Here is a 20,129-nt window from a genome sequence, read left to right as displayed (position 1 = left end):
ACCTTCCTCCCGTGCGGGGGCGACTGTCAAGCAGGTGGGACGACAGTCTCGCCATGCGGACCATGTCCCGGACCTGCCACGGCGCGGTGTTCGGGCAGGTCGGAGGCCCCGTGGTGATGTGCGACACGGGTCGGCCCGCCCTCCCCCCGGCCACTCGTCCGGGTGTCGGCGGCGAGGTGCGGACGACGGGGCGCGAGCGGGCCGGGCGGTCTCGGCAGCGGGTAGACCCGGCGGGCCAGGGCGCGGCGCAGCCTGGTCTCGTCGAGCGGCGGGGCGAAGGCCGAACCCTGGCCCTGGCGGCAGCCCAGCTCCTGGAGGGCGGAGACCTGCCGCGGCAGGTCCACCCCCTCGGCGGCGGTCACCAGCCCGAGGTCGCGGCCGAGCCGCAGGGCGTGCCCGGCGAGGGTCCGGCTGAGGGCGGACTCCCCCAGGTCCTGGACGAGCGTGCGGTCCAGCTTGAGCCCGTCGAACGGCAGCCTGGCCAGGGCGCCGAGCGAGCCGCTGCCCGCACCGAACCCGGCCAGCGCGGTGGAGACGCCGAGCCTGCGCAGGGCCGCCAGCCGGCGGCCGAGCTCGTCCGCCAGGGCGTCCGGCCCCATCCGGGCCACCTCGATCACCAGCTGGGTGGCGGGCAGGCCGGTGTCCCGCAGCGCGGCCACCACCGCCTCGTACATGCCGGGCGAGCAGAGCCGCTCGGCGGAGAGCCGGACGCAGACCGGGACGGGCGCCTGCGCCGGGCGGATCCGGCCCGCCGCCGCGCGCCGCAGCACCGCCGCCGCCACCGCCTCGTGGATCAGCCAGCGGGAGAACCGGGTGGCCGCGTCGCCGAACTCGGCCGAGCGCAGGAACTCGGCGGGGGTGAGCAGCAGGCCCTGCGCGGAGCGCCAGCGGGCCTGTGCCTCGACGGAGGCCACGGCGCCGTTGACGAGGTCCACCACCGGCTGGTGGAGCAGGGTGAAGCCGCCCTCGCGGACGGCCACCCGCAGCCGCTCCTCCAGCTCGGTGCGGCGCTCCAGGTCGGCGCGCATGGCCGGGGTGTAGAGCACCACCCGGCCCTTGCCCTCGGACTTGGCCCGGTACATCGCGAGGTCGGCGTTGCGCATCAGTTCGTCGGTGGCGGCCCTCGGGTCGGCGGCCGGGCCGCGCTCGGGGGTGCCGAAGGCGATGCCGATGCTGGCCGCGACGCTGAGTTCGGCGCCGCCGATCCAGTACGGCTCGGAGAGCGCGACCCGCAGCCGCTCGGCGAGCTCCTGGACCTGCAGCCGGCCGAGCGGTCCGCAGACCAGGGCGGCGAACTCGTCGCCGCCGAAGCGGGCGACGGTGTCCCCGCAGCGCACCGCGCCCTGGAGCCGGCGGGCGGCCTGCACCAGCAGCTCGTCGCCGACCTGGTGGCCGGCGCTGTCGTTGACGGCCTTGAAGCCGTCCAGGTCGAGGAAGAGCACCGCGACCCCGGTGCCGCTCTCGCCCTGCTGGCCGCGGGCGCCGAGCGCGGCCCGCACCCGCTGGGAGAACAGCGCCCGGTTGGGCAGGTCGGTCAGCGGGTCGTGGAAGGCGTTGTGCTGCAACTGGGCCTGGAGTATCACGCGTTCGGTGACGTCCCGGCTGTTGAGGATCAGGCCGTCGCGGTACCGGTTGACGGTGGACTCGACGTGCAGCCACTCGCCGCCGCCGGAGCTGATCCGGCACTCCACCCGGGCGGAGGGCTCGGCGGCGCCCGGGTTGCGGTGGGCCGCGCGCCGGCCGCGGGCGAGGAAGCGGCGGACCTCCAGCAGCACCCGGTCCACGTCCTCGGGGTGGACCAGGTCGAGCAGGTTACCGCCGACCAGCTCCTCCGGGTCGCGGCCGTAGACGCCGAGCGCGGCCGGGGAGACGTAGGAGAGCACGCCGTTGGCTCCGGCGATCATGATGACGTCGCTGGAGCCCTGCACCAGGGAGCGGAAGTGCGCCTCCTTGTGGGCGAGTTCCTGCGCCAGCGAGAGGTTGTCGAGCAGCATCACGCCCTGCCGCAGGATCAGCGCGAGGCCGACGGTGCAGGCGGCGGCGGCCACCACCCGGTCCAACGGCCGTCCGCCGAGGGCGTTGTAGAGGATCCCGGCGGTGCAGACCGCGGCCGCCGCGTACGGGGTGAGCGCGCTGAAGGTGGTGGCCACCCGGCGGCGCGGCAGGCCGCCGACCGAGGGGTGCTCGCGCAGCGGGCGGCGCCAGCGCGGCGACCACGGCGCCCAGGCCAGCAGCAGGCTGCCGGCGAACCAGCCGGCGTCCAGCAGCTCGCCCGAGTGGTAGCTGACCCGCAGCTCGGGCGAGGTGAACAGGGCGTCGCAGAGCACCGTGACGGCCAGGCCCACCATCGCGGTGTGCACCGCCGCCCGGTTGCCGTCGCGGCCGCCGAAGCGCAGCCCGACGACCAGGCTGACCAGCAGGATGTCCAGGACGGGGTAGGCCAGGTTGAGGGCGAGGCGCAGCGGGGAGCCGACCTCGCCGGCGGCGGTGCGCCCGAGCGCCAGGCTCCAGCTGAGGGTGAACAGCGAGCCTGCCACCAGCCAGCCGTCGAGCAGCAGGCAGAGCCAGCCGGCCGCGCTGCGCGGGCGCTGGGCGAGCACCAGGACGCCGGTGATGGCGAGCGGGGCGAACAGCAGGAAGGCGTACTCGGCGAGCGAGTCCTGGGGCAGCGGGGTGCCCTCCACCAGCTCGTACCAGCCCCAGGTGCCGTTGCCGAAGGAGACCATCAGCGAGGAGAGGCCGAACAGCAGCCAGGCGGGGCGGGCGTGGCCGCCGACCGCGCAGCCGTACGCGAGGCAGGACAGCGCGGCCGCGAGGGCGGCCGCGGCCAGGCCGAAGTCGCCCATGAAGACCGATAGTTGGGGAGACCCCCAGCCCAGGGACGCGCCCAGCGCGTAGGTCAGGCAGAGCGCGCCGAGCGCGGCGCCGGGCAGGCCGCGGCTGTGCAGCAGCCTGCGGGCCGGGCCGCCCGGGCTGCCCGGGGCGGTCGTGGACGCGTCGGATTCCGGCACGCCGGGCCGTCCGGCTCCGGGCAGCACCGCATCGGTGGAGCTCACTCGGCCTCTCCCCCTCCGGCCCGGGACCTCGCGCCCCGGCCACGGTCCACCGGCCGCGCACCAGGTGGCCGTACGCGGTGACCTGGCGCCCCGTCAGGGCGGTGGCCCAGGGGGTGGGCGACCTTCCGGTCGCCGCACCGCACCGATGTTCCCTGATGGGACCCTACACCACTTCGGTCACTCAATGACACGCACACTCAACTTAGAGTAATGGTGCGGGGGTGGGGAATTGCACCCGATTCCGCCGGATCGGCCCGGTTGGCGGCGGCGCGCGGGCGGGGGCTCACGCGGCGCGCACGGGAGCACGCGGCGGCGCCCGCCGCCGGCCGCACCCTTCGGCGCGGTCCCGGCGGCGGGTCGGCGGATCAGCGGCCGGCCGGGGCGAGGTCCTCCGGGAAGAGCCGGAGCCGGTGGGCCAGCGCGGCCGCCTCGCCCCGGCCGGTCACCTCCAGCTTGCCGAGGATGTTGGAGACGTGCACGCTCGCGGTCTTCGGCGAGATGTACAGCTCCTCGGCGATCTGCCGGTTGGTACGGCCCCGGGCGAGCAGTCGGAGCACGTCCCGCTCACGGGGGGTGAGGCCGAGGGACTCCCCGGCGAGCGGCGCCTTGGCGGGGGCGGCCCGGCGCGCGGTGAGCGCCAGGCCGGCCCGGTCGGCCAGCGCGGCGATCTCGGCGAGCAGCGGGGCGTCACCCCGGGCCTTGGCCAGCTTCCGTGCCTCGCGCAGCAGTTCGCCGGCCTCCTCGCGGCGCCCGGCCAGCACCTCGGCCTCGGCGGTGCGCAGCAGCGCCCAGGCCAGCGGGTACGCCAGTGCGGTCGGGCGCAGCGCCTCGACGGCGGCCGACCAGTGCGCCGGGGTGTCGGCGCCCTCGGCCCGGGCCAGTTCGGCCTCCAGCAGCCGGGCCCAGCCGTGGTGCAGCGGCGCCTTGGGGGTCAGCCCGGCGGCCGCGGCGGCGATCCTGGCCAGCACCTCGGCGCGGCCGTCCTCGGCCTCCGGCAGGCCCCGGCAGTCGGCCTCCACCGCGGCGCCCTCCACCAGCAGCGGGTAGAGGTCGGCCTCCTGCCCGATCGGCAGGTCCAGCGCCGCGAGCAGCTCGGCGCGGGCCTCCATCGGGCGTCCGCTCAGGGCGGCGATCCGCACGGCCAGCCGGCTGATCGGCACCGAGTGCTGGAGCTGGCCGATCCGGTTGGCCGCCCGGGCCTGCGCCAGCAGTCCGGTCGCGGCCGACAGATCGCCGCTCAGCAGGGCGAGTTCGCCGCGCATCCGGTCCAGGAACTCCGCGTGGGTGCCGTGCGGGCGGGTCGCCTCGGAGTCGGCCAGCACCCGGGCGGCCTCCTCGGTGCGGCCGAGGTCGATCAGCGCCTCGGCCAGGTTGCCGATCAGGATGGTGCCGGTGTTGCGCAGCAGCCCGGTGCTGTCGGCGGCCTCCAGCCCCTCGCGGGCGAGCGCCACCGCCTCCTCGGAGCGGCCCAGCCCGCGCAGCATGCTGGCCAGGTTGTTGATCCCGCGCAGCAGGACGTCGGGCACCCCGAGCCGGCGGGTGGCCTCCACCGCCGCGGTCAGTTCGGCGACGGCCGCGTCCGGGTCGTTGCCGAGGTCGTTGTGCAGGCTGGAGAGGGTCATCCGGGCGTGCTGCTCGACCGAGTGCGCGCCGACCTGCCGGGCGATCGCCACGGCCCGCTCGGCGAGTTCGATGTGCTCCGGCCCGGGGTGCTTGAGCATCGCGACGCCGGCCCCGAGCGCGAACACCTCGGCCTGGACGGCGGACGGCGCGAGGTTCTCGACCAGCCGGTGGGCGTGCGCGATCTCCTCGTCGTCGCCGGAGCGGCGCAGGTGGCCGAGCATCCGGGCCCGGTTGATCCGGAACCAGGCGGCGCGGGCCGGGTTCTCCTGCTCGTCGACCAGCTTCAGTGCGCGCCGGGACAGGCTCAGCCCGCGCTCGCGGTCGCCGCTGCGGCGGGCCGCGACCACCGCCTCGGCCAGGACGTCGATCAGTTGCAGCCGCGTGCAGGAGGCGTCGTGCGTGTCGTGGTCGCAGCCGCAGGGCGGGTACGTCTCGGCCCAGTCGTAGGGGCGCAGGGTGTGCTCCAGGACGTCCTCGGACACCTGGTCCCACAGCTCCAGGGCGCGCTCCAGCATGCCCAGCTGCTCGGCGAAGGCGTTGCGCCGCCGGGCGGCCCGGGCGGCGTCCAGGGCGGTCGGCAGGGCCCGCGCCGGATCGTGCGCGTGGTACCAGTAGTTGGCCAGCCGGGCCGGGCGGACGTCGCAGGCGACCAGGTGGGGCTGGGCCTCCAGGGCGGTGGCGAAGTGGCGGTTGATCCGGTGCCGCTCGCCGGGCAGCAGGTCGTCCGAGACGGCCTCCCGGACCAGCGCGTGCCGGAAGCGGTAGCCGTCGCCGTCGGTGTCCGGGCGCAGGATGTTGGCGCCGACGGCGGCCCGCAGCGACTCGATCAGCTCCTCCTCGTCGTCCAGGACGGCGGCGAGCAGCGCGTGCTCGACGTAGGAGCCGCCCTCGGCGGCGATCCGCACGGCCCGCTGGGTCCCCTCGTCCAGGCTCTCGACCCGGACCAGCAGGATGTCGCGCAGCGAGTCGGTCAGTCCGGAGAAGCAGCCGTCCTGGAAGGCGGTGGCGAGCTCCTCGACGAAGAACGGGTTGCCCTCGGAGCGGCGGTGGATCCGGTCGACCAGCTGGCTGTCGGGCGCGCCGGTGCCGAGGATGCCGGCCAGCTGGGCGGCGACCTCGCCGCGGCGGAAGCGCTCCAGCTCCAGCCGCTGGACGGTGCGCAGCCGTTCGAGCTCGGCGAGGAAGGGCCTCAGCGGGTGGCGGCGGTGCAGGTCGTCGGTTCGGTAGGTGGCCACCAGCAGGACCCGGGCCCGGTGCAGGGTGCGGACCAGGTAGGCGAACAGCTCGCGGGTGGAGCGGTCGGACCAGTGCAGGTCCTCGACGGCGAGGACGAGGGTACGGTCCACGCCGAGTCGCTCGAACAGCCTCGCGGTGTGCTCGAACAGCCGGGCTCGGCCGTACTCGTCGTTGGGCTCGCCGTCGGCCTCGCCGAAGTCGGGCAGCAGCCGGGCGAGATGGCCCTCGCTGCCCTCGGCGGCGGCCTCCAGTTCGGCACCCAGGGCGCGGTGCAGCCGGCGCAGCGCGGTGGACAGCGGCGCGTACGGCAGGCCCTCGGCGCCGACCTCCAGGCAGCCGCCGACGGTGGTGACGACCTGTCCGCCGCCGTCGCAGGCCTGCTGCAGGAACTCCTCCAGCAGCCGGGTCTTGCCGACCCCCGCCTCGCCGCCGATCAGCACGGCCTGCGGGCTGCCGGCCCCGGCCCGGCGCAGCGCCTCCCCCAGTGCGGTGATCTCGGTGCCACGGCCGACGAAGACGGGACTCACCGATATCTGCTGCATGGATGCGAGCATGCCATAGGCCCAGTCGGCAGGCCGACCGGTTATCCCGTCCCCCGGACGGCCGGAAGGGGAGGCGCCGGTGGGCACCTCCCCTTCCTTCTCCCCCTCGGCACCCGAGGGGTGCCGGTCTGTCAGCACTCGCGGAGGTGAGCGGCGCGCCGCTCGGTGCGGGTGCCGACCAGGCGGCGCAGTCCGCGCCCGGTCCGCGGGGCCCTGGCCTGGAGGACCAGCCGTTCCTGCTCGGCGCGGTGGCGCAGCTCCCGCTGGTGCTGCTGGATGAGCTCGTACTCGATCACGGTGTTTCCCCTCGTGGTTGTCTCTCGTTCTGAGGTAAAGATTCCTCTCCCAGTGGGGGGTGCCACATCGGCAGCCTGCCGGATCTTGCGGGCGGCCTTCGGCTTAGGCCCGGTACCCCGGGTACGGCAAAGGCCCGGATCCACCCCACTTACGAGGTGAATCCGGGCCCTGAGTCGACCTAAGGTGCCTTAGAAGGCCTTAGATGCCTTAGAACCATAGGCAAAACCGCGGTTCTGCGGACAGTTCCTACTGATCGCCGTTTACGCCGAGGCGCTCCGGGCTGTGCCTACTGGCCTTCCACGCCGAGGCGCTCCAGGATGAGGTCCTTCACGCGCGCCGCGTCGGCCTGGCCCCGGGTGGCCTTCATGACCGCGCCGACCAGCGCGCCCACGGCCGCGACCTTGCCGTCGCGGATCTTGGCGGCGATCGCCTCGTTGCCGGCGATGGCCTCGTCGACGGCGGCACCGAGCGCGGAGTCGTCCGAGACCACGGCCAGGCCGCGCTTCTCGACGACCTCGTCCGGCTCGCCCTCGCCGGCCAGCACGGCCTCGATGACCTGGCGGGCCAGCTTGTCGTTCAGCTTGCCCTCGGCGACCAGCGCGGTGACCCGGGCGACCTGCGCCGGGGTGATCGGCTGCTCGCTCAGCTCGGTGCCGGTCTCGTTGGCCCGGCGGGCCAGCTCGCCCATCCACCACTTGCGGGCCTGGTCGGCCGGGGCGCCGGCGGCGATGGTCTCCAGGATCGGCTCGACCGCGCCGGCGTTCAGCACCGACTGCATGTCCTTGTCGGACAGGCCCCAGTCGCCCTGCAGCCGGGCGCGGCGCACCCGCGGCAGCTCGGGCAGCCCGGCGCGCAGCTCCTCGACCCACTCCCGGGCGGGCGCGATCGGCACCAGGTCCGGCTCGGGGAAGTAGCGGTAGTCCTCGGCGTTGTCCTTGATCCGGCCGGAGGTGGTGGAGCCGTCCTCCTCGTGGAAGTGCCGGGTCTCCTGGATGATCGTGCCGCCGTCGGTCAGCACGGTGGCGTGCCGCTGGATCTCGAACCGGGCGGCCCGCTCGACGCTGCGCAGCGAGTTGACGTTCTTGGTCTCGGAGCGGGTGCCGAACGTGGTGGTGCCGTTGGGGCGCAGCGACAGGTTGACGTCGCAGCGCATCTGGCCCTTGTCCATCCGGGCCTCGGAGACGCCCAGCGCCTTGATCAGCTCGCGCAGCTCGGCGACGTACGCCTTGGCGACCTCGGGGGCCCGCTCACCGGCGCCCTCGATCGGCTTGGTGACGATCTCGATCAGCGGGATGCCGGCCCGGTTGTAGTCCAGCAGCGAGTGCGAGGCGCCGTGGATACGGCCGGTGGCACCGCCGACGTGGGTGGACTTGCCGGTGTCCTCCTCCATGTGGGCGCGCTCGATCTCCACCCGGAAGGTCGAGCCGTCCTCCAGCTGCACGTCGAGGTAGCCGTTGAAGGCGATCGGCTCGTCGTACTGCGAGGTCTGGAAGTTCTTCGGCATGTCCGGGTAGAAGTAGTTCTTCCGCGCGAACCGGCACCACTCGGCGATCTCGCAGTTCAGCGCCAGACCGATCTTGACGGCCGACTCCACGCCGATCGCGTTGACCACCGGAAGCGAGCCCGGCAGGCCGAGGCAGGTCGGGCAGACCTGGCTGTTCGGCTCGGCGCCCAGCTCGGTCGAGCAACCGCAGAACATCTTGGTCTTGGTGCCCAGCTCGACGTGGACCTCCAGGCCCATCACCGGGTCGAACGACGCGAGAGCGTCCTCGTAGGAGACCAGGTTCATGACGCTCACAGCGTCCCTTCACTAAAAAGTCTTTGGGAGGTACGGGCCCGGCCGCCGCTCGCACGGGGCCGGGCCGGGGCGCTCAGCCCAGCAGGACGTCGTCGTCGCCGAGGCGGCGCAGCTCGCGCACCAGCAGGGCCGTACCGGTGACCAGGGCGGCGGCGCCGACCAGGGCGTTGATCAGCTTGAGCGTGTCGTTCTCGCCGCGGGCGCGCTTGACGTCCTTGACGATCGACACCGCGCCGAAGGCACTGGTGCCGATGGACAGCCACAGGCCTGGCTTGCTGTGCTTCCACCCCTTGATGGACGTCGGGGCCTTGGCCTTCTCGATCTTGCTCACAGTGCCGGTGCCTCCTCCAGCAGGGGGTGCCCCCACTTGTCGTTGAGTGCGGCCTCGACGGCGCCGCCCACGCGGTACAGGCGGTCGTCCGCCATCGCGGGTGCGATGATCTGCAGGCCGACCGGGAGATTGTCCTCCGGGGCGAGCCCGCAGGGCAGCGACATGGCCGCGTTGCCCGCGAGGTTCGACGGAATCGTGCAGAGGTCGGCCAGGTACATCGCCATCGGGTCGTCGGCGCGCTCGCCGATCGGGAAGGCGGTGGTCGGCGTGGTCGGGGAGACCAGCACGTCCACGCCGGCGAAGGCGGCGTCGAAGTCGCGCGAGATGAGCGTGCGGACCTTCTGGGCCGAGCCGTAGTAGGCGTCGTAGTAGCCCGAGGAGAGGGCGTAGGTGCCGAGGATGATGCGGCGCTTCACCTCGGGGCCGAAGCCGGCCTCGCGGGTGAGGGCGGTGACGTCCTCGGCGGAGCGGGTGCCGTCGTCGCCGACCCGCAGGCCGTAGCGCATCGCGTCGAAGCGGGCCAGGTTGGAGGAGGCCTCGCTGGGCGCGATCAGGTAGTACGCCGGCAGCGCCAGGGTGAAGGACGGGCAGGAGACCTCGACGACCTCGGCGCCCAGCTCGCGCAGCAGCTCCACGGACTCGTTGAAGCGCTGCATCACGCCGGCCTGGTAGCCCTCGCCGGCGAACTCCTTGACCACGCCGATCCGCATGCCGCGCACGTCGCGCAGCTTGGCGGCCTCGACCACGGCCGGAACGGGCGCGTTGATCGAGGTGGAGTCCAGCGGGTCGTGCCCGGCGATCGCCTCGTGCAGCAGCGCCGCGTCCAGCACGGTGCGGGCGCAGGGGCCGCCCTGGTCCAGCGAGGAGGAGAACGCGACCAGGCCGTAGCGGGACACCGAGCCGTAGGTCGGCTTGACGCCGACCGTGCCGGTGACGGCGCCGGGCTGGCGGATCGAGCCGCCGGTGTCGGTGCCGATCGCCAGCGGGGCCTCGAAGGCGGCCAGCGCGGCGGCCGAACCACCGCCGGAGCCGCCGGGGATGCGGGAGAGGTCCCACGGGTTGCCGGTCACGCCGTAGGCGGAGTTCTCGGTGGAGGAGCCCATCGCGAACTCGTCCATGTTGGTCTTGCCGAGGATGACGACGCCGGCGTCCTTGAGACGCGTGGTCAGCGTGGCGTCGTACGGCGGGATCCAGCCCTCGAGGATCTTGGAGCCGCAGGTGGTCGGCACGCCCTTGGTGGTGAAGACGTCCTTCAGCGCGAGCGGGACGCCGGCCAGCGGGCCCAGCTCCTCGCCCCTGGCGCGCTTCTCGTCGACCGCGCGGGCGGCGCTCAGCGCGCCCTCGGTGTCGACGTGCAGGAAGGCGTTGACCTTCTGGTCGACGGCGCCGATGCGGTCCAGGTGGGCCTGGGCGACCTCGACGGCGGAGACCTCGCCCTTGGAGATCGCGGAGGCGGTCTCGGCGGCGGTGTAGTGGATCAGGTCGGTCATGGTGGGTCAGTCCTCCCCGAGGATCTGCGGCACACGGAAACGCTGCTCCTCGGCGGCCGGGGCGCCGGCCAGCGCCTGGTCCGGGGTGAGCGACGGCCGCACCTCGTCCGCGCGCATGACGTTGGTCAGCGGCAGCGGGTGGGAGGTCGGCGGGACGTCCTGTCCGGCGACCTCGGAAACGCGGGCGACCGCGCCGATGATCACGTCGAGCTGCTCGGCGAAGTGGTCCAACTCTTCGGCCTGCAACTCAAGACGCGACAGCCGAGCGAGGTGGGCGACCTCCTCGCGCGTGATGCCAGGCATGCAGCGATCCTCAGGGTGAGTTCTGGTGAGACCCGGCGACGCGCTCAGGCGGTGCCGGGCCCGGGCAGGAGCAGCCGGCTCGGCGCTCCCGTCCTCTTGGTCTGTGGCCCCATCCTATGGGGCACGGCCCGGCCACCGGCCAACGAGTAACCGCCGGGCCCGGTCACCGCGGCGCCGGCGGCGGCCGCCGCGGCCTGGTCGGGGCCCGGTCACCGTGGTGCCGGCGGGCGCTACTGCGGCCTGATCGGCGCCCAACTCGGCGCGGCGGGGGCCTGGATCTCCAGGTGCGCGGCCTGGACGGCCTGGATCGCCGGCGGCAGGACGGGCGGCATGGCCGGCGGGATCGCCGGCTTGACGACGGAGGGCAGCTGCGGGGGCGAGGTCAGCCGCTCCACCGGCGGGGCCCCGGTGCGGTGCACCCGCAGCCAGGCGGTGGCCTGCTCGGCCGGCAGCGCCGCCGAGACCAGCCAGCCCTGGACGGCGTCCACGCCCATGCCGTGCAGCCGCTCCCAGGTCTCGTCGTCCTCGACGCCCTCGGCGACGACGGTCAGGCCCAGCGAGTGGGCCAGCTCCACCGAGCAGCGGACCACGGCCGCGTCGTGGTCGTCGGCGACCATCCGGGAGACGAAGGAGCGGTCGATCTTCAGCTCGCCGACCGGCAGGCTGCGCAGCCGCACCAGCGAGGAGTGGCCGGTGCCGAAGTCGTCCAGGGACATCCCGACGCCGTAGCCGCGCAGCTCGGCGAGGGTGTCGGCGGCCCGCCGGGAGTCGTCCAGCAGCAGCCGCTCGGTGATCTCCAGCTGGAGTGCGTGGGCCGGCACCTGGTGGCGCACCAGGTGCCCGGCGACCCGCTGGGCGAAGCCGGGGTTGAGCACGTCGCGCGGCGAGACGTTCACCGCGACCTGCACCTGGAGGCCCTGCTCGCGCCAGTAGGCGAGCTGGCCGACCGCCGCCTCCAGCACGTAGTCGGTCAGCCGGGGCATCAGGCCGCTGGACTCCGCCAGTCCGACGAACTCGTCCGGGGAGACCTTGCCCTGGCCGGGCCGCTCCCAGCGCAGCAGTGCCTCCAGGCCGACCACCCGGCCGTCGAAGGCCACCTTCGGCTGGTAGTGCAGCTGCACCTCGCCGGTCTCCAGGGCCCGCCGCAGATCGCCGAGCAGCCCGATCCGGTACGGCGTGTCGGCGTCCTGGGCCTCGTCGTACTGCTCGACGCAGGTCCGGCCGCGCTGGGCGTGGCCCATCGCGACGTCGGCCCGGCGCAGCAGCGCCTCGGCGTCCTGGGCGTGCTGCGGGTAGACGCAGACGCCCGCGCTGGCCTCCAGCACGAGCAGCAGGCCGTCCAGCCGGATCGGTGCGCCCAGCTCGGCGATCAGCGCCTTGGCGACCCGTTCCAGGGTGTCCGGGCAGCCGATGCCGGGCAGCAGGACGGCGAACTCGTCCCCGCCCATCCGGGCGACCAGCGGGCGGCCGCGCCGGTAGTGCCGGGGCAGCCCCGCGAAGACGTCGTCGATCGACTCCCGGGTCGCGCTGCCCGCGTGGCCGCCGGAGCGCAGCGCCCGGTGCAGTCGGCGGGCGATGTGAACCAGCAGCCGGTCGCCGGCCGTGTGTCCGAGTGTGTCGTTGAGCGACCGGAAGCGATCGAGGTCGAGGAGGATGAGACCGACGCTGTAGCCGTCCTCCTGCTCGGCGATCGCCTCCTGGGCGGCCAGGAGTAACGCCTGACGGTTGGGCAGATCCGTCAGCGGGTCGGTCAGCTGGTCACGGGCGCGGTCCCGGGCGATCCGCCAGGCCGCGAAGAGCACGGCCAGCGGCACCGCGAACAGCGGCAGCAGCTCGGGTTCGTACCGGTAGACCAGGACGGCCAGCGGGATGAGCGGCGCGGCGCCGGCCAGCAGCACGCCGAGCAGCAGGACCGCACCTGCCACCCCCTGCGGCGGGCGTGTGGGCGCACCGCCGGTCGTACGATCCATAAGCCCTGTCCTCCGTCGGGCCCGCCCCGTCAGGCCGCCTTACGGTGAGGCACCGCACTGGTACCGGCAGCTGCCGGGCATGGAGCGACCCCGCGGAGACCGGCTCAGCCGGTGCCCCCACCCCTGCTGACACTCTGTTGCGCTCCAGGGTATTCCCGGGCCCACCCGGCGGGCAGACTTTCGGACAACCGGGAACGCGCCACCGCGTTCCGGTGCCGCACGGTGACACAATGCCCGCTTTCACCGTGCGGCACCCGATGACGTTGCATCAGGACGATAACAAGCGTCGGCCGACCCTCCCGCGCGCGGGTCAGCCTTCGGCCGGGGCCTCCTCGGGCGCCTGCTCCAAGGCCTGCTCAGCGGCCTCTTCGGCGGCCTCGGGGGCTGCGATCCCGAGGTGGGTGCGGGCCGCCTGCGGGCCCTGCTCCAGCAGGACGGTGAAGCCCGCGTCGTCCAGGACGGGCAGGCCGAGCTGAACGGCCTTGTCGTACTTGGAACCGGGGTTGTCACCGGCGACGACAAAATCGGTCTTTTTGGAGACCGACCCCGTCACCTTGGCACCGCGCGAGGTCAGCGCCTCCTTGGCGCCGTCCCGGGTGTGCCCGGCCAGCGTGCCGGTGACGACGACCGTCAGGCCCTCCAGCGGGCGCTCGCCCTCCTCCTCGGTGCGCTCCTCGACGAACCGCACGCCGGCGGCGCGCCACTTCTCCAGGATCTCCCGGTGCCAGTCCTCCTGGTACCACTCGATGATCGAGCGGGCCGTGCCGGAGCCGACGCCCTCGGTGGCGGCCAGCCGCTCCTCGTCGGCCGCGAAGACCGCGTCCAGGTCCCGGAACTCGCGTGCCAGCGCGTCGGCGGCCACCGGCCCGACATGGCGGATCGACAGGCCGTTGAGGAACCGCCAGAGCGGCTGCCGCTTGGCCTTCTCCAGGTTCTCCAGCAGCAGGCCGGTGGTCTTCTTCGGCGCGCCCGTGGTGGTGGCGAAGAAGAAGACCTCCTTCTCCTCCCCGGTGGTGTCGTCCAGCTTGGGCATGCCCGTCTTCGGGTCGCGCACCAGCACCCGGATCGGCAGCAGCTGCTCCTCGGAGAGCCCGAAGATGTCGCCCTCGTCCCTGACCGGCGCCTCGGCCGGCTCCAGCGGCTGGGTCAGCGCGGTGGCCGCGACATAGCCCAGGCCCTCGATGTCCAGCGAGGAGCGGCCGCCGAGGAAGGCGATCCGCTCGCGGATCTGCGCCGGGCAGAACTGCGCGTTCGGGCACCGCAGGTCGATGTCCCCCTCGGCCATCGCGCGCAGCTCGGCGCCGCACTCGTGGCAGTTCGAGGGCATCACGAACTCCACCTCGGTGCCGTCCCGCAGGTCGTACACCGGCCCGAGGATCTCGGGGATGACGTCCCCCGCCTTGCGCAGCACCACGGTGTCGCCGAGCATGACGTCCTTGGCCTTCACCACCTGCTGGTTGTGCAGCGTCGCGTACTGGACCATCGAGCCGGCCACCTTCACCGGCTCGGCCAGCACCGCGTACGGGGTGGCCCGGCCGGTGCGCCCGATGCCGACCTTGATGGCGGCCAGCCGGCCGGTCACCTCCTCCGGCGGGTACTTCCACGCGATCGCCCAGCGCGGGGACTTGGAGGTGGCGCCGAGCCGGCCCTGGAGGGCGATCTCGTCCACCTTGACCACGACGCCGTCGATCTCGTGCTCGACGGAGTGCCGCTGCTCGCCGAAGTGCCTGATGAACTCGCGGACCTCCGCCAGGGTGCCGACCACCCTGTTGTGCCGGGCGGTGGGAAGGCCCCAGTCGTGCAGCAGCCGGTAGGCGTGGGACTGGCAGTCGATGTCGAAGCCGGAGCGCGCGCCGATGCCGTGCACCACCATGTGCAGCGGACGGGAGGCGGTGACGAGCGGGTCCTTCTGGCGCAGCGAACCGGCCGCGGCGTTGCGCGGGTTCATGAACAGCCGGATCATCGCCCGGGGCCGGCGGCCCTCCTTGGCGCGCTCCTCGTTCTCCTGCCGGCGGCGCTCGTTCTCCTGCGCGAACGAGGCGTTCAGCGCGTCGAACTCCTCGGTGGGGAAGTACACCTCGCCGCGGATCTCCACCAGCTGCGGGATGTTCTCACCCTTGAGCTGGTGCGGGATCTCCTTGATGGTGCGGATGTTGGCGGTGATGTCCTCGCCGACCCGGCCGTCGCCGCGGGTCGCCGCCTGCACCAACTGGCCGTTCTCGTAGGTGAGGTTGACCGCCAGGCCGTCGACCTTGAGCTCGCACAGGTAGTGGTAGTCGATGCCGTGCAGCTCGGTGGCGACGCGCTCGGCCCAGGCGGCGAGCTCCTCGTCGTCCATCGCGTTGTCCAGGCTGAGCAGCCGCTCGCGGTGCTCGACCGGGGCGAACAGCCCGATGGGCGCCCCGCCGACCCGCTGGGTCGGCGAGTCCGGCGTGACCAGTGCCGGGTGCTCCGCCTCGATCGCCTCCAGCTCGCGCATCAGCACGTCGAACTCGGCGTCGCTGACGACCGGCGCATCCTGCTCGTAGTACCTCGACCGGTGGTCCTCGATCTCGGCCGCCAGCTCGGCGTGCCGCCTGCGCACCTCCGCCGGGATCTCCGCCCAGCCCTCGACAGCCACCACCGCAAGCCCTCCTACGCTCTTATTCCGGGTTGTCCACCAGGCTCTGGGCCGCCCTCACGCTCAGTGACAGCGCATTGCGCGCATACGCCGGGGAGGCCCCGGCGAGCCCGCAGGTGGGCGTCACCAGCACACGGCGGCCCAGCAGCTCCGGGGCGAACCCGAGCCTGCGCCACAACGTCCTGACACCCTGGACACTACCGGCCGGGTCGGACACTGCCGTTGATTGAGAGGACGCCTGGTCAGTGGAGGGCACGACCCCGGCGAGGATCATGGTGCCCGCCTCGACGGCCTCGCCGAGGTCCTCGTCGCTACGTTCCGTCAGGAGCGAGAAGTCCAGCGAGATCCCGGCCACTCCGGCCCGGCGCAGCAGCGGGATCGGCACGGAGGGGGCGCAGCAGTGCACCACCACGGGCGCGTCCAGGCCCCGGACCACCTCGCGCAGCACCTCCTCGGCGACCTGGCGGTCCACCGAGCGCAGCCGCTGGAAGCCGCTGGCGGTCTTCACCGCGCCGGTCAGGACGGCGGGCAGCGAGGGCTCGTCGAGCTGGAGCACCACCTGTGCGCCGGGGATGCGCGTGCGGACGTCGGCGAGGTGGCGGCGCAGCCCCTCGGTGAGCGAGCCGGCGATGTCGCGGCAGGCTCCGGGGTCGGCGAGCGCCTTCTCCCCGTGCTTGAGCTCGATCGAGGCGGCCAGCGTCCACGGCCCGACGGCCTGCACCTTGAGCGCGCCCTGGTAGCCCTGGGTGAACTCCTCCAGCGCGTCCAGGTCCTCGCCGAGCCAGGAGCGGGCGCGCCGGGTGTCCCGGCCGGGCCGGTCGGTGAACCGCCAGCCGCTCGGCTCGGTCTGCGCGAACAGCTCGACCAGCAGGCCGGCCCCGCGTCCGATCATGTCGGCGCCCGGCCCGCGCGCGGGCAGCTCGGGCAGGAACGGCAGCTGCTCCAGGGCACCGGCGGAGGTCTTGGCAGCCTCCCGCGCGTCGGTGCCGGGCAGCGAGCCGACGCCGGTGGCGGCGCCGCGCAGGTCGGGGAAGGGGTGTCCGTTGGTCACCCCGGAAGCGTACGAGATCGGAGCTGCGCCGGCGGACGGGCCGGGGGCGGGCCGAGCACGGCCGCGGCCCCGGTACCGGGCGCGTGGCTCGGTACCGGGGCCGCGGGGAGTGCGGGTGTGCGGGATGTGCGGGTGTGCGGCTCCGGCGGTCAGTAGACCTGGAGGCCGAAGATGTCGACCACCACGTGCACCGGTGCGTCGCTCGCGTTGTAGAAGGAGATCCGGCCGTCCTTCACCGGGACGACGACCTGGTTGGCGATGGTCTCCCCTGGGAGGAAGTTGAGGTTCGAGGCGTTCGGCGCCGCGTCCCCGTGCGGGTACACGGTGAGGTGGCCCTCGGCGCCCGGCCCGGTGACCGTGACGTTCAGGACCGCCGCGCCCAGGTTCGGCACGCCGCTGACGTCGACGTCGAGGGTCCCCCAGGCCGCGACGGCGCCCGCCGGGCGGTCCCCGCCCTCGCCGTGGCTGACCTCGCGGGTGTCCATGATCCGCGACGGCCCGGCGGTGTAGTAGGTCAGGCGCCCCTCGGCGGCGTAGTAGCCGGCCAGGTCGGCGATCACGTGCACCGTGCCGCCCGAGGCGTTGTAGAAGGACACCTTCCCGTCCTCCACCGGCACCGTCACCAGGTTCGCAATCGTGCGGCCGGCGGGCCAGTTGAGGTTGGAGGCGTTCGGAGCGGCGGCGCCGTGCGGGTAGACCGTGAGGTGGCCCTCCTGCTCGGGATCCGTGACGGTCACGTTCATCGTCACCGCCGTCACCCCGCTCGCCGGCACCCCGGCCACGCCGGCGACCTGCAGGTCCACCGTGCCGTACGCCGGGACGGCCTGCGCCGACGGCACCCCGATCGGCGCCCGGGTGTCCAACAGCCGGGCCGGGCCCTGCGGGTGGAAGAGGTCGCCCTTCGGGCCGTAGTAGCCGGCCAGGTCGGCGATCAGGTGCACCGTGCCGCCGGAGGCGTTGTAGAAGGACACCTTGCCGTCCTCCACCGCCACCGTCACCTGGTTCGGGATCGTGCGGCCGGCGGCCCAGTTGAGGTTGGAGGCGTTCGGTGCGACGTACCCGTGCGGGTAGACCGTGAGGTGGCCCTCCTGCTCGGGATCCGTGACGGTCACGTTCATCGTCACCGCCGTCACCCCGCTGGCGGGGATCCCCGCCACGCCGGCGACCTGCAGGTCCACCGTGCCGTACGCCGGGACGGCCTGCGCCGACGGCACCCCGATCGGCGCCCGGGTGTCCAGCAGCCGGGCCGGACCGGCCGCCGTGAAGAGGCTGCCGAAGTTCAGGGACTCGTACGCCCCCCGGTCGCGGACGCCGCTGCCGGTACCGGTGTTGGGCACGGTCGGGTCGTCGGTGGCCGCGGTGCCCCAGTTGTCGGTCGCCAGCATCCCCGGCGCGGCCTCGTCGGCCGAGTCGATCATGTGGTTGACCGGCTGGTCGGGGCCTCCGCGCGCCAGGGTGGTCAGCGCGATGAAGTCGTGGGCGCCCTGACCGCTCGCCGCGGTGAACGCCGGCTGGTCGGCGTACGGGGCGCCGGCCCAGCCGTAGGCGCTGCCGCCGCCGGTCGGGTCGACCAGGTTGTAGTCCGCCCTGGTGCCGCCGGTGGCGCTCTGGGCCACGGCGATTCCGGTGGCGCGCGCGGCACTTGCGCCGCACGGCTGGGTGGCGGACTTCGCCGTGTTCACCGTGTTGTTCTCGACGACGGCGCCACCCGAGGCACCGTTCAGCGTGATGCCGGCGAAGCACTCGGTCTGCACGGAGTTGGCCACGACGACGGTGTTCGGGGCGTCCTCGACCACGATCCCGGTGCCGTCGGCGCCGGCAACGGCGCCGGGCGTGACCAGGTTCGTGGTCAGCACCGTCCCGGTGGAGCCCCCGTCGACCCGGAAGGCCGGACCGCCCAGGTGGTGGAGGCTCCCGGCCGCGAAGACGACCCGGTCGGAGCCGTTGGTGATGTGCACGCCGCTGCCACCGGAGCCCTGGACGCCGGTGAAGGACACGTCGTGCCCGCCGTCGACCACCACGACCGGCTTGAAGTACGACCCGAGGCTCAGGTTCTCGAACCTGATGTGCTCGGCGCCCTTGACCACGATCGCGCTGGTCGGGGCGTTCGGCGCACCGCCGGTGAGGTTGGCGTTGCCGTGGTTCCGGTCCGGGCCGCGGAAGGTGATCGGCGCCTCGGCCGTACCCGAGCGCGTCACGATCACCGCGGTGTCGACGTAGCCGCCCGCCGCGATCTCCACCGTCTGCCCGGGCAGCACCACCGCGGCCGCGGCGCCGACGTGGCAGAACGGCGCCGCACGGGTACCGGTACCGCTGTCGGTGCAGTTGGCGCCCGCGCCGTTGTCGACGTAGAGCGTGGTGGCCGCGGCGACCGCGCCACCCGCTCCGACGGCCGGCAGGCCGATCGCGCCGAGCAGTGTCGCGCCGACGGCCAGCGCTGTGCGGAGTCTGGAAATGGGATTCCCCCCTGGGAGTTCGAAGCTCGGATCGCGCCTGCGACCCGGCCCGTTCGAGCCGGTCGAACAGCGGCGGAGCGGATCATTCCACAGCGGACAGACCGCCGCCAACGCGGTTTTGACGCCCCGCCGGACGCCCCGCCGGACGCTCTGCCGACGCCCCCTCCGGACTCCCCGCCGACGCCCCTCGCGCACCCCGTGAAACAGCCCCGGCGCCGAGCACGGGGCTCGGCACCGGGGCCGCGGGTGAACCGTCGGCCGGCTGCGGTCAGTAGCGCTCGGCGCCGTAGTAGTCGACCACGAGGTGCACCGGCGCGTCGCTCGCGTTGTGGAACAGGACGGTGTCCCCGCCCGTCCGGACGACGACCTGGTTCGAGATCGTCTCCCCCCGCAGGAAGTTGAGGTTGGACGTACCGGGCACGGGGCCTCCCTGCGGGTACACCGTGAGGTGACCCTCGGCGCCCGGCTCGGTGACCGTCACGTTCAGCGTCACACCGGGCGGGTAGGACCCGTAGGCCGGGATGACCGCCAGCGTGCCCCAGGCCGGAACGGGCGCCGCCGGATGCGAGTTGGGGCTTCCCTGACCCACGCGGGTGTCCATCAGCCGCCTCGGCCCGCCCGGGTGGAAGGCGAGTCGGCCCTCGGTGCCGAAGTACCCGGCGAGGTCCGCGATCAGGTGGACCGTCCCGCCGGAGTGGTTGTGGAAGGACACCTTGCCGTCCTTCACCGGCACCGTCACCAGGTTGGCGACGGTCCGCCCGGCCGTCCAGTTCAGGTTCGACGCGGTCGGCGCCGCGTCACCGTGCGGGTGGACGGTGAGGTGGCCGCCCTGGCCCGGGTCCACGGCCGTGACGTTCATCGTCACCGCCGTCACCCCGCTCGCGGGGATCCCGGCCACGCCGGTCACCGGCAGGTCGATCGTGCCGTACGCCGGGACGGCCTGCGCCGACGGCACCCCGACCGCCTCCCGGGTGTCCAGCAGCCGGGCCGGACCGGCCGTCGTGAACGCGCTGCCCACGGCCGTGTACTCCACCGCGCCCCGGTCCCGGGTGCCGCTGCCGGTACCGGTGTTGGGCACGGTCGGATCGTCCACCGGTGCGCCGCCCCTGCGGTCGGTCCGCAGCATTCCGGGCGCGTTCTCGTCGGCCGAGTCGGTCAGGTGCGAGGCCGGGATGTCCTCACCGTGGAAGGGCGTGGTCAGGGCCACGAAGTCGTGGGCGCCCTGACCGGTGGCCGCCGTGAACTCCGGCTGGCCGGCGTACCCCGTACCCGCCCAGACGTAGGGCGTGCCGCCGCTGCGCGAGTCGACCACGTTGTAGTCCGCCCTGGTGCCGGCGGTCGCGCTCTCGGCCACGG

General features: G+C 73.7%; 12 protein-coding genes. All 12 read right to left on the bottom strand.

Going from position 1 to position 20,129, the window contains the following annotated elements; all coding sequences use genetic code 11:
* Positions 1-26 precede the first annotated feature (26 nt).
* Positions 27-2,951, bottom strand: a complete 2,925-nt coding sequence (locus ACGFZP_RS07215) for a putative bifunctional diguanylate cyclase/phosphodiesterase (protein ID WP_392929682.1) — start codon at positions 2,949-2,951, stop codon at positions 27-29.
* Between the two features lie 470 nt (positions 2,952-3,421).
* A complete protein-coding gene (locus tag ACGFZP_RS07210) occupies positions 3,422-6,457 on the bottom strand; it encodes an AAA family ATPase (RefSeq protein ID WP_392929452.1) in 3,036 nt (1,011 codons plus the stop codon).
* 131 nt (positions 6,458-6,588) lie between these two features.
* Entirely contained in the window at positions 6,589-6,753 is a 165-nt protein-coding gene (locus ACGFZP_RS07205; protein ID WP_392929450.1) for a hypothetical protein, read from the bottom strand.
* Between the two features lie 287 nt (positions 6,754-7,040).
* Positions 7,041-8,552: an Asp-tRNA(Asn)/Glu-tRNA(Gln) amidotransferase subunit GatB gene (gene gatB, locus ACGFZP_RS07200; RefSeq protein WP_392929448.1), complete on the bottom strand. Its 1,512-nt coding sequence runs from the start codon at positions 8,550-8,552 to the stop codon at positions 7,041-7,043.
* 73 nt (positions 8,553-8,625) lie between these two features.
* The gene (locus ACGFZP_RS07195) at positions 8,626-8,883 is read right to left on the bottom strand and encodes a hypothetical protein (protein ID WP_392929446.1); all 258 of its coding nucleotides are present in this window, start codon (positions 8,881-8,883) and stop codon (positions 8,626-8,628) included.
* Complete coding sequence (gene gatA / locus ACGFZP_RS07190; RefSeq protein ID WP_392929444.1) at positions 8,880-10,373, bottom strand: Asp-tRNA(Asn)/Glu-tRNA(Gln) amidotransferase subunit GatA; 1,494 nt, start codon at positions 10,371-10,373, stop codon at positions 8,880-8,882. Before gatA ends, ACGFZP_RS07195 begins: the two co-directional genes overlap by 4 nt.
* 6 nt (positions 10,374-10,379) lie before the next feature.
* Entirely contained in the window at positions 10,380-10,676 is a 297-nt protein-coding gene (gene gatC, locus ACGFZP_RS07185) for an Asp-tRNA(Asn)/Glu-tRNA(Gln) amidotransferase subunit GatC (RefSeq protein ID WP_030302932.1), read from the bottom strand.
* Positions 10,677-10,906: 230 nt separating this feature from the next.
* Positions 10,907-12,646: a putative bifunctional diguanylate cyclase/phosphodiesterase gene (locus ACGFZP_RS07180; protein ID WP_392929442.1), complete on the bottom strand. Its 1,740-nt coding sequence runs from the start codon at positions 12,644-12,646 to the stop codon at positions 10,907-10,909.
* A gap of 310 nt (positions 12,647-12,956) precedes the next feature.
* A complete protein-coding gene (gene ligA, locus ACGFZP_RS07175; RefSeq protein ID WP_392929679.1) occupies positions 12,957-15,266 on the bottom strand; it encodes an NAD-dependent DNA ligase LigA in 2,310 nt (769 codons plus the stop codon).
* Between the two features lie 22 nt (positions 15,267-15,288).
* The gene (locus ACGFZP_RS07170; RefSeq protein ID WP_392929440.1) at positions 15,289-16,317 is read right to left on the bottom strand and encodes a methionine synthase; all 1,029 of its coding nucleotides are present in this window, start codon (positions 16,315-16,317) and stop codon (positions 15,289-15,291) included.
* 149 nt (positions 16,318-16,466) lie between these two features.
* On the bottom strand, positions 16,467-18,884 hold the full coding sequence (locus ACGFZP_RS07165) for a right-handed parallel beta-helix repeat-containing protein (RefSeq protein ID WP_392929438.1): 2,418 nt from the start codon (positions 18,882-18,884) through the stop codon (positions 16,467-16,469).
* Between the two features lie 157 nt (positions 18,885-19,041).
* The gene (locus ACGFZP_RS07160; protein ID WP_392929436.1) at positions 19,042-20,127 is read right to left on the bottom strand and encodes a hypothetical protein; all 1,086 of its coding nucleotides are present in this window, start codon (positions 20,125-20,127) and stop codon (positions 19,042-19,044) included.
* Positions 20,128-20,129 lie beyond the last annotated feature (2 nt).

It is taken from the genome of Kitasatospora sp. NPDC048239 (genome assembly GCF_043202015.1).
GTDB lineage: Bacteria > Actinomycetota > Actinomycetes > Streptomycetales > Streptomycetaceae > Kitasatospora.
The sequence above is the reverse complement of the archived record's forward strand: the minus strand, read 5'-3'. Positions and strand labels throughout refer to the sequence as shown.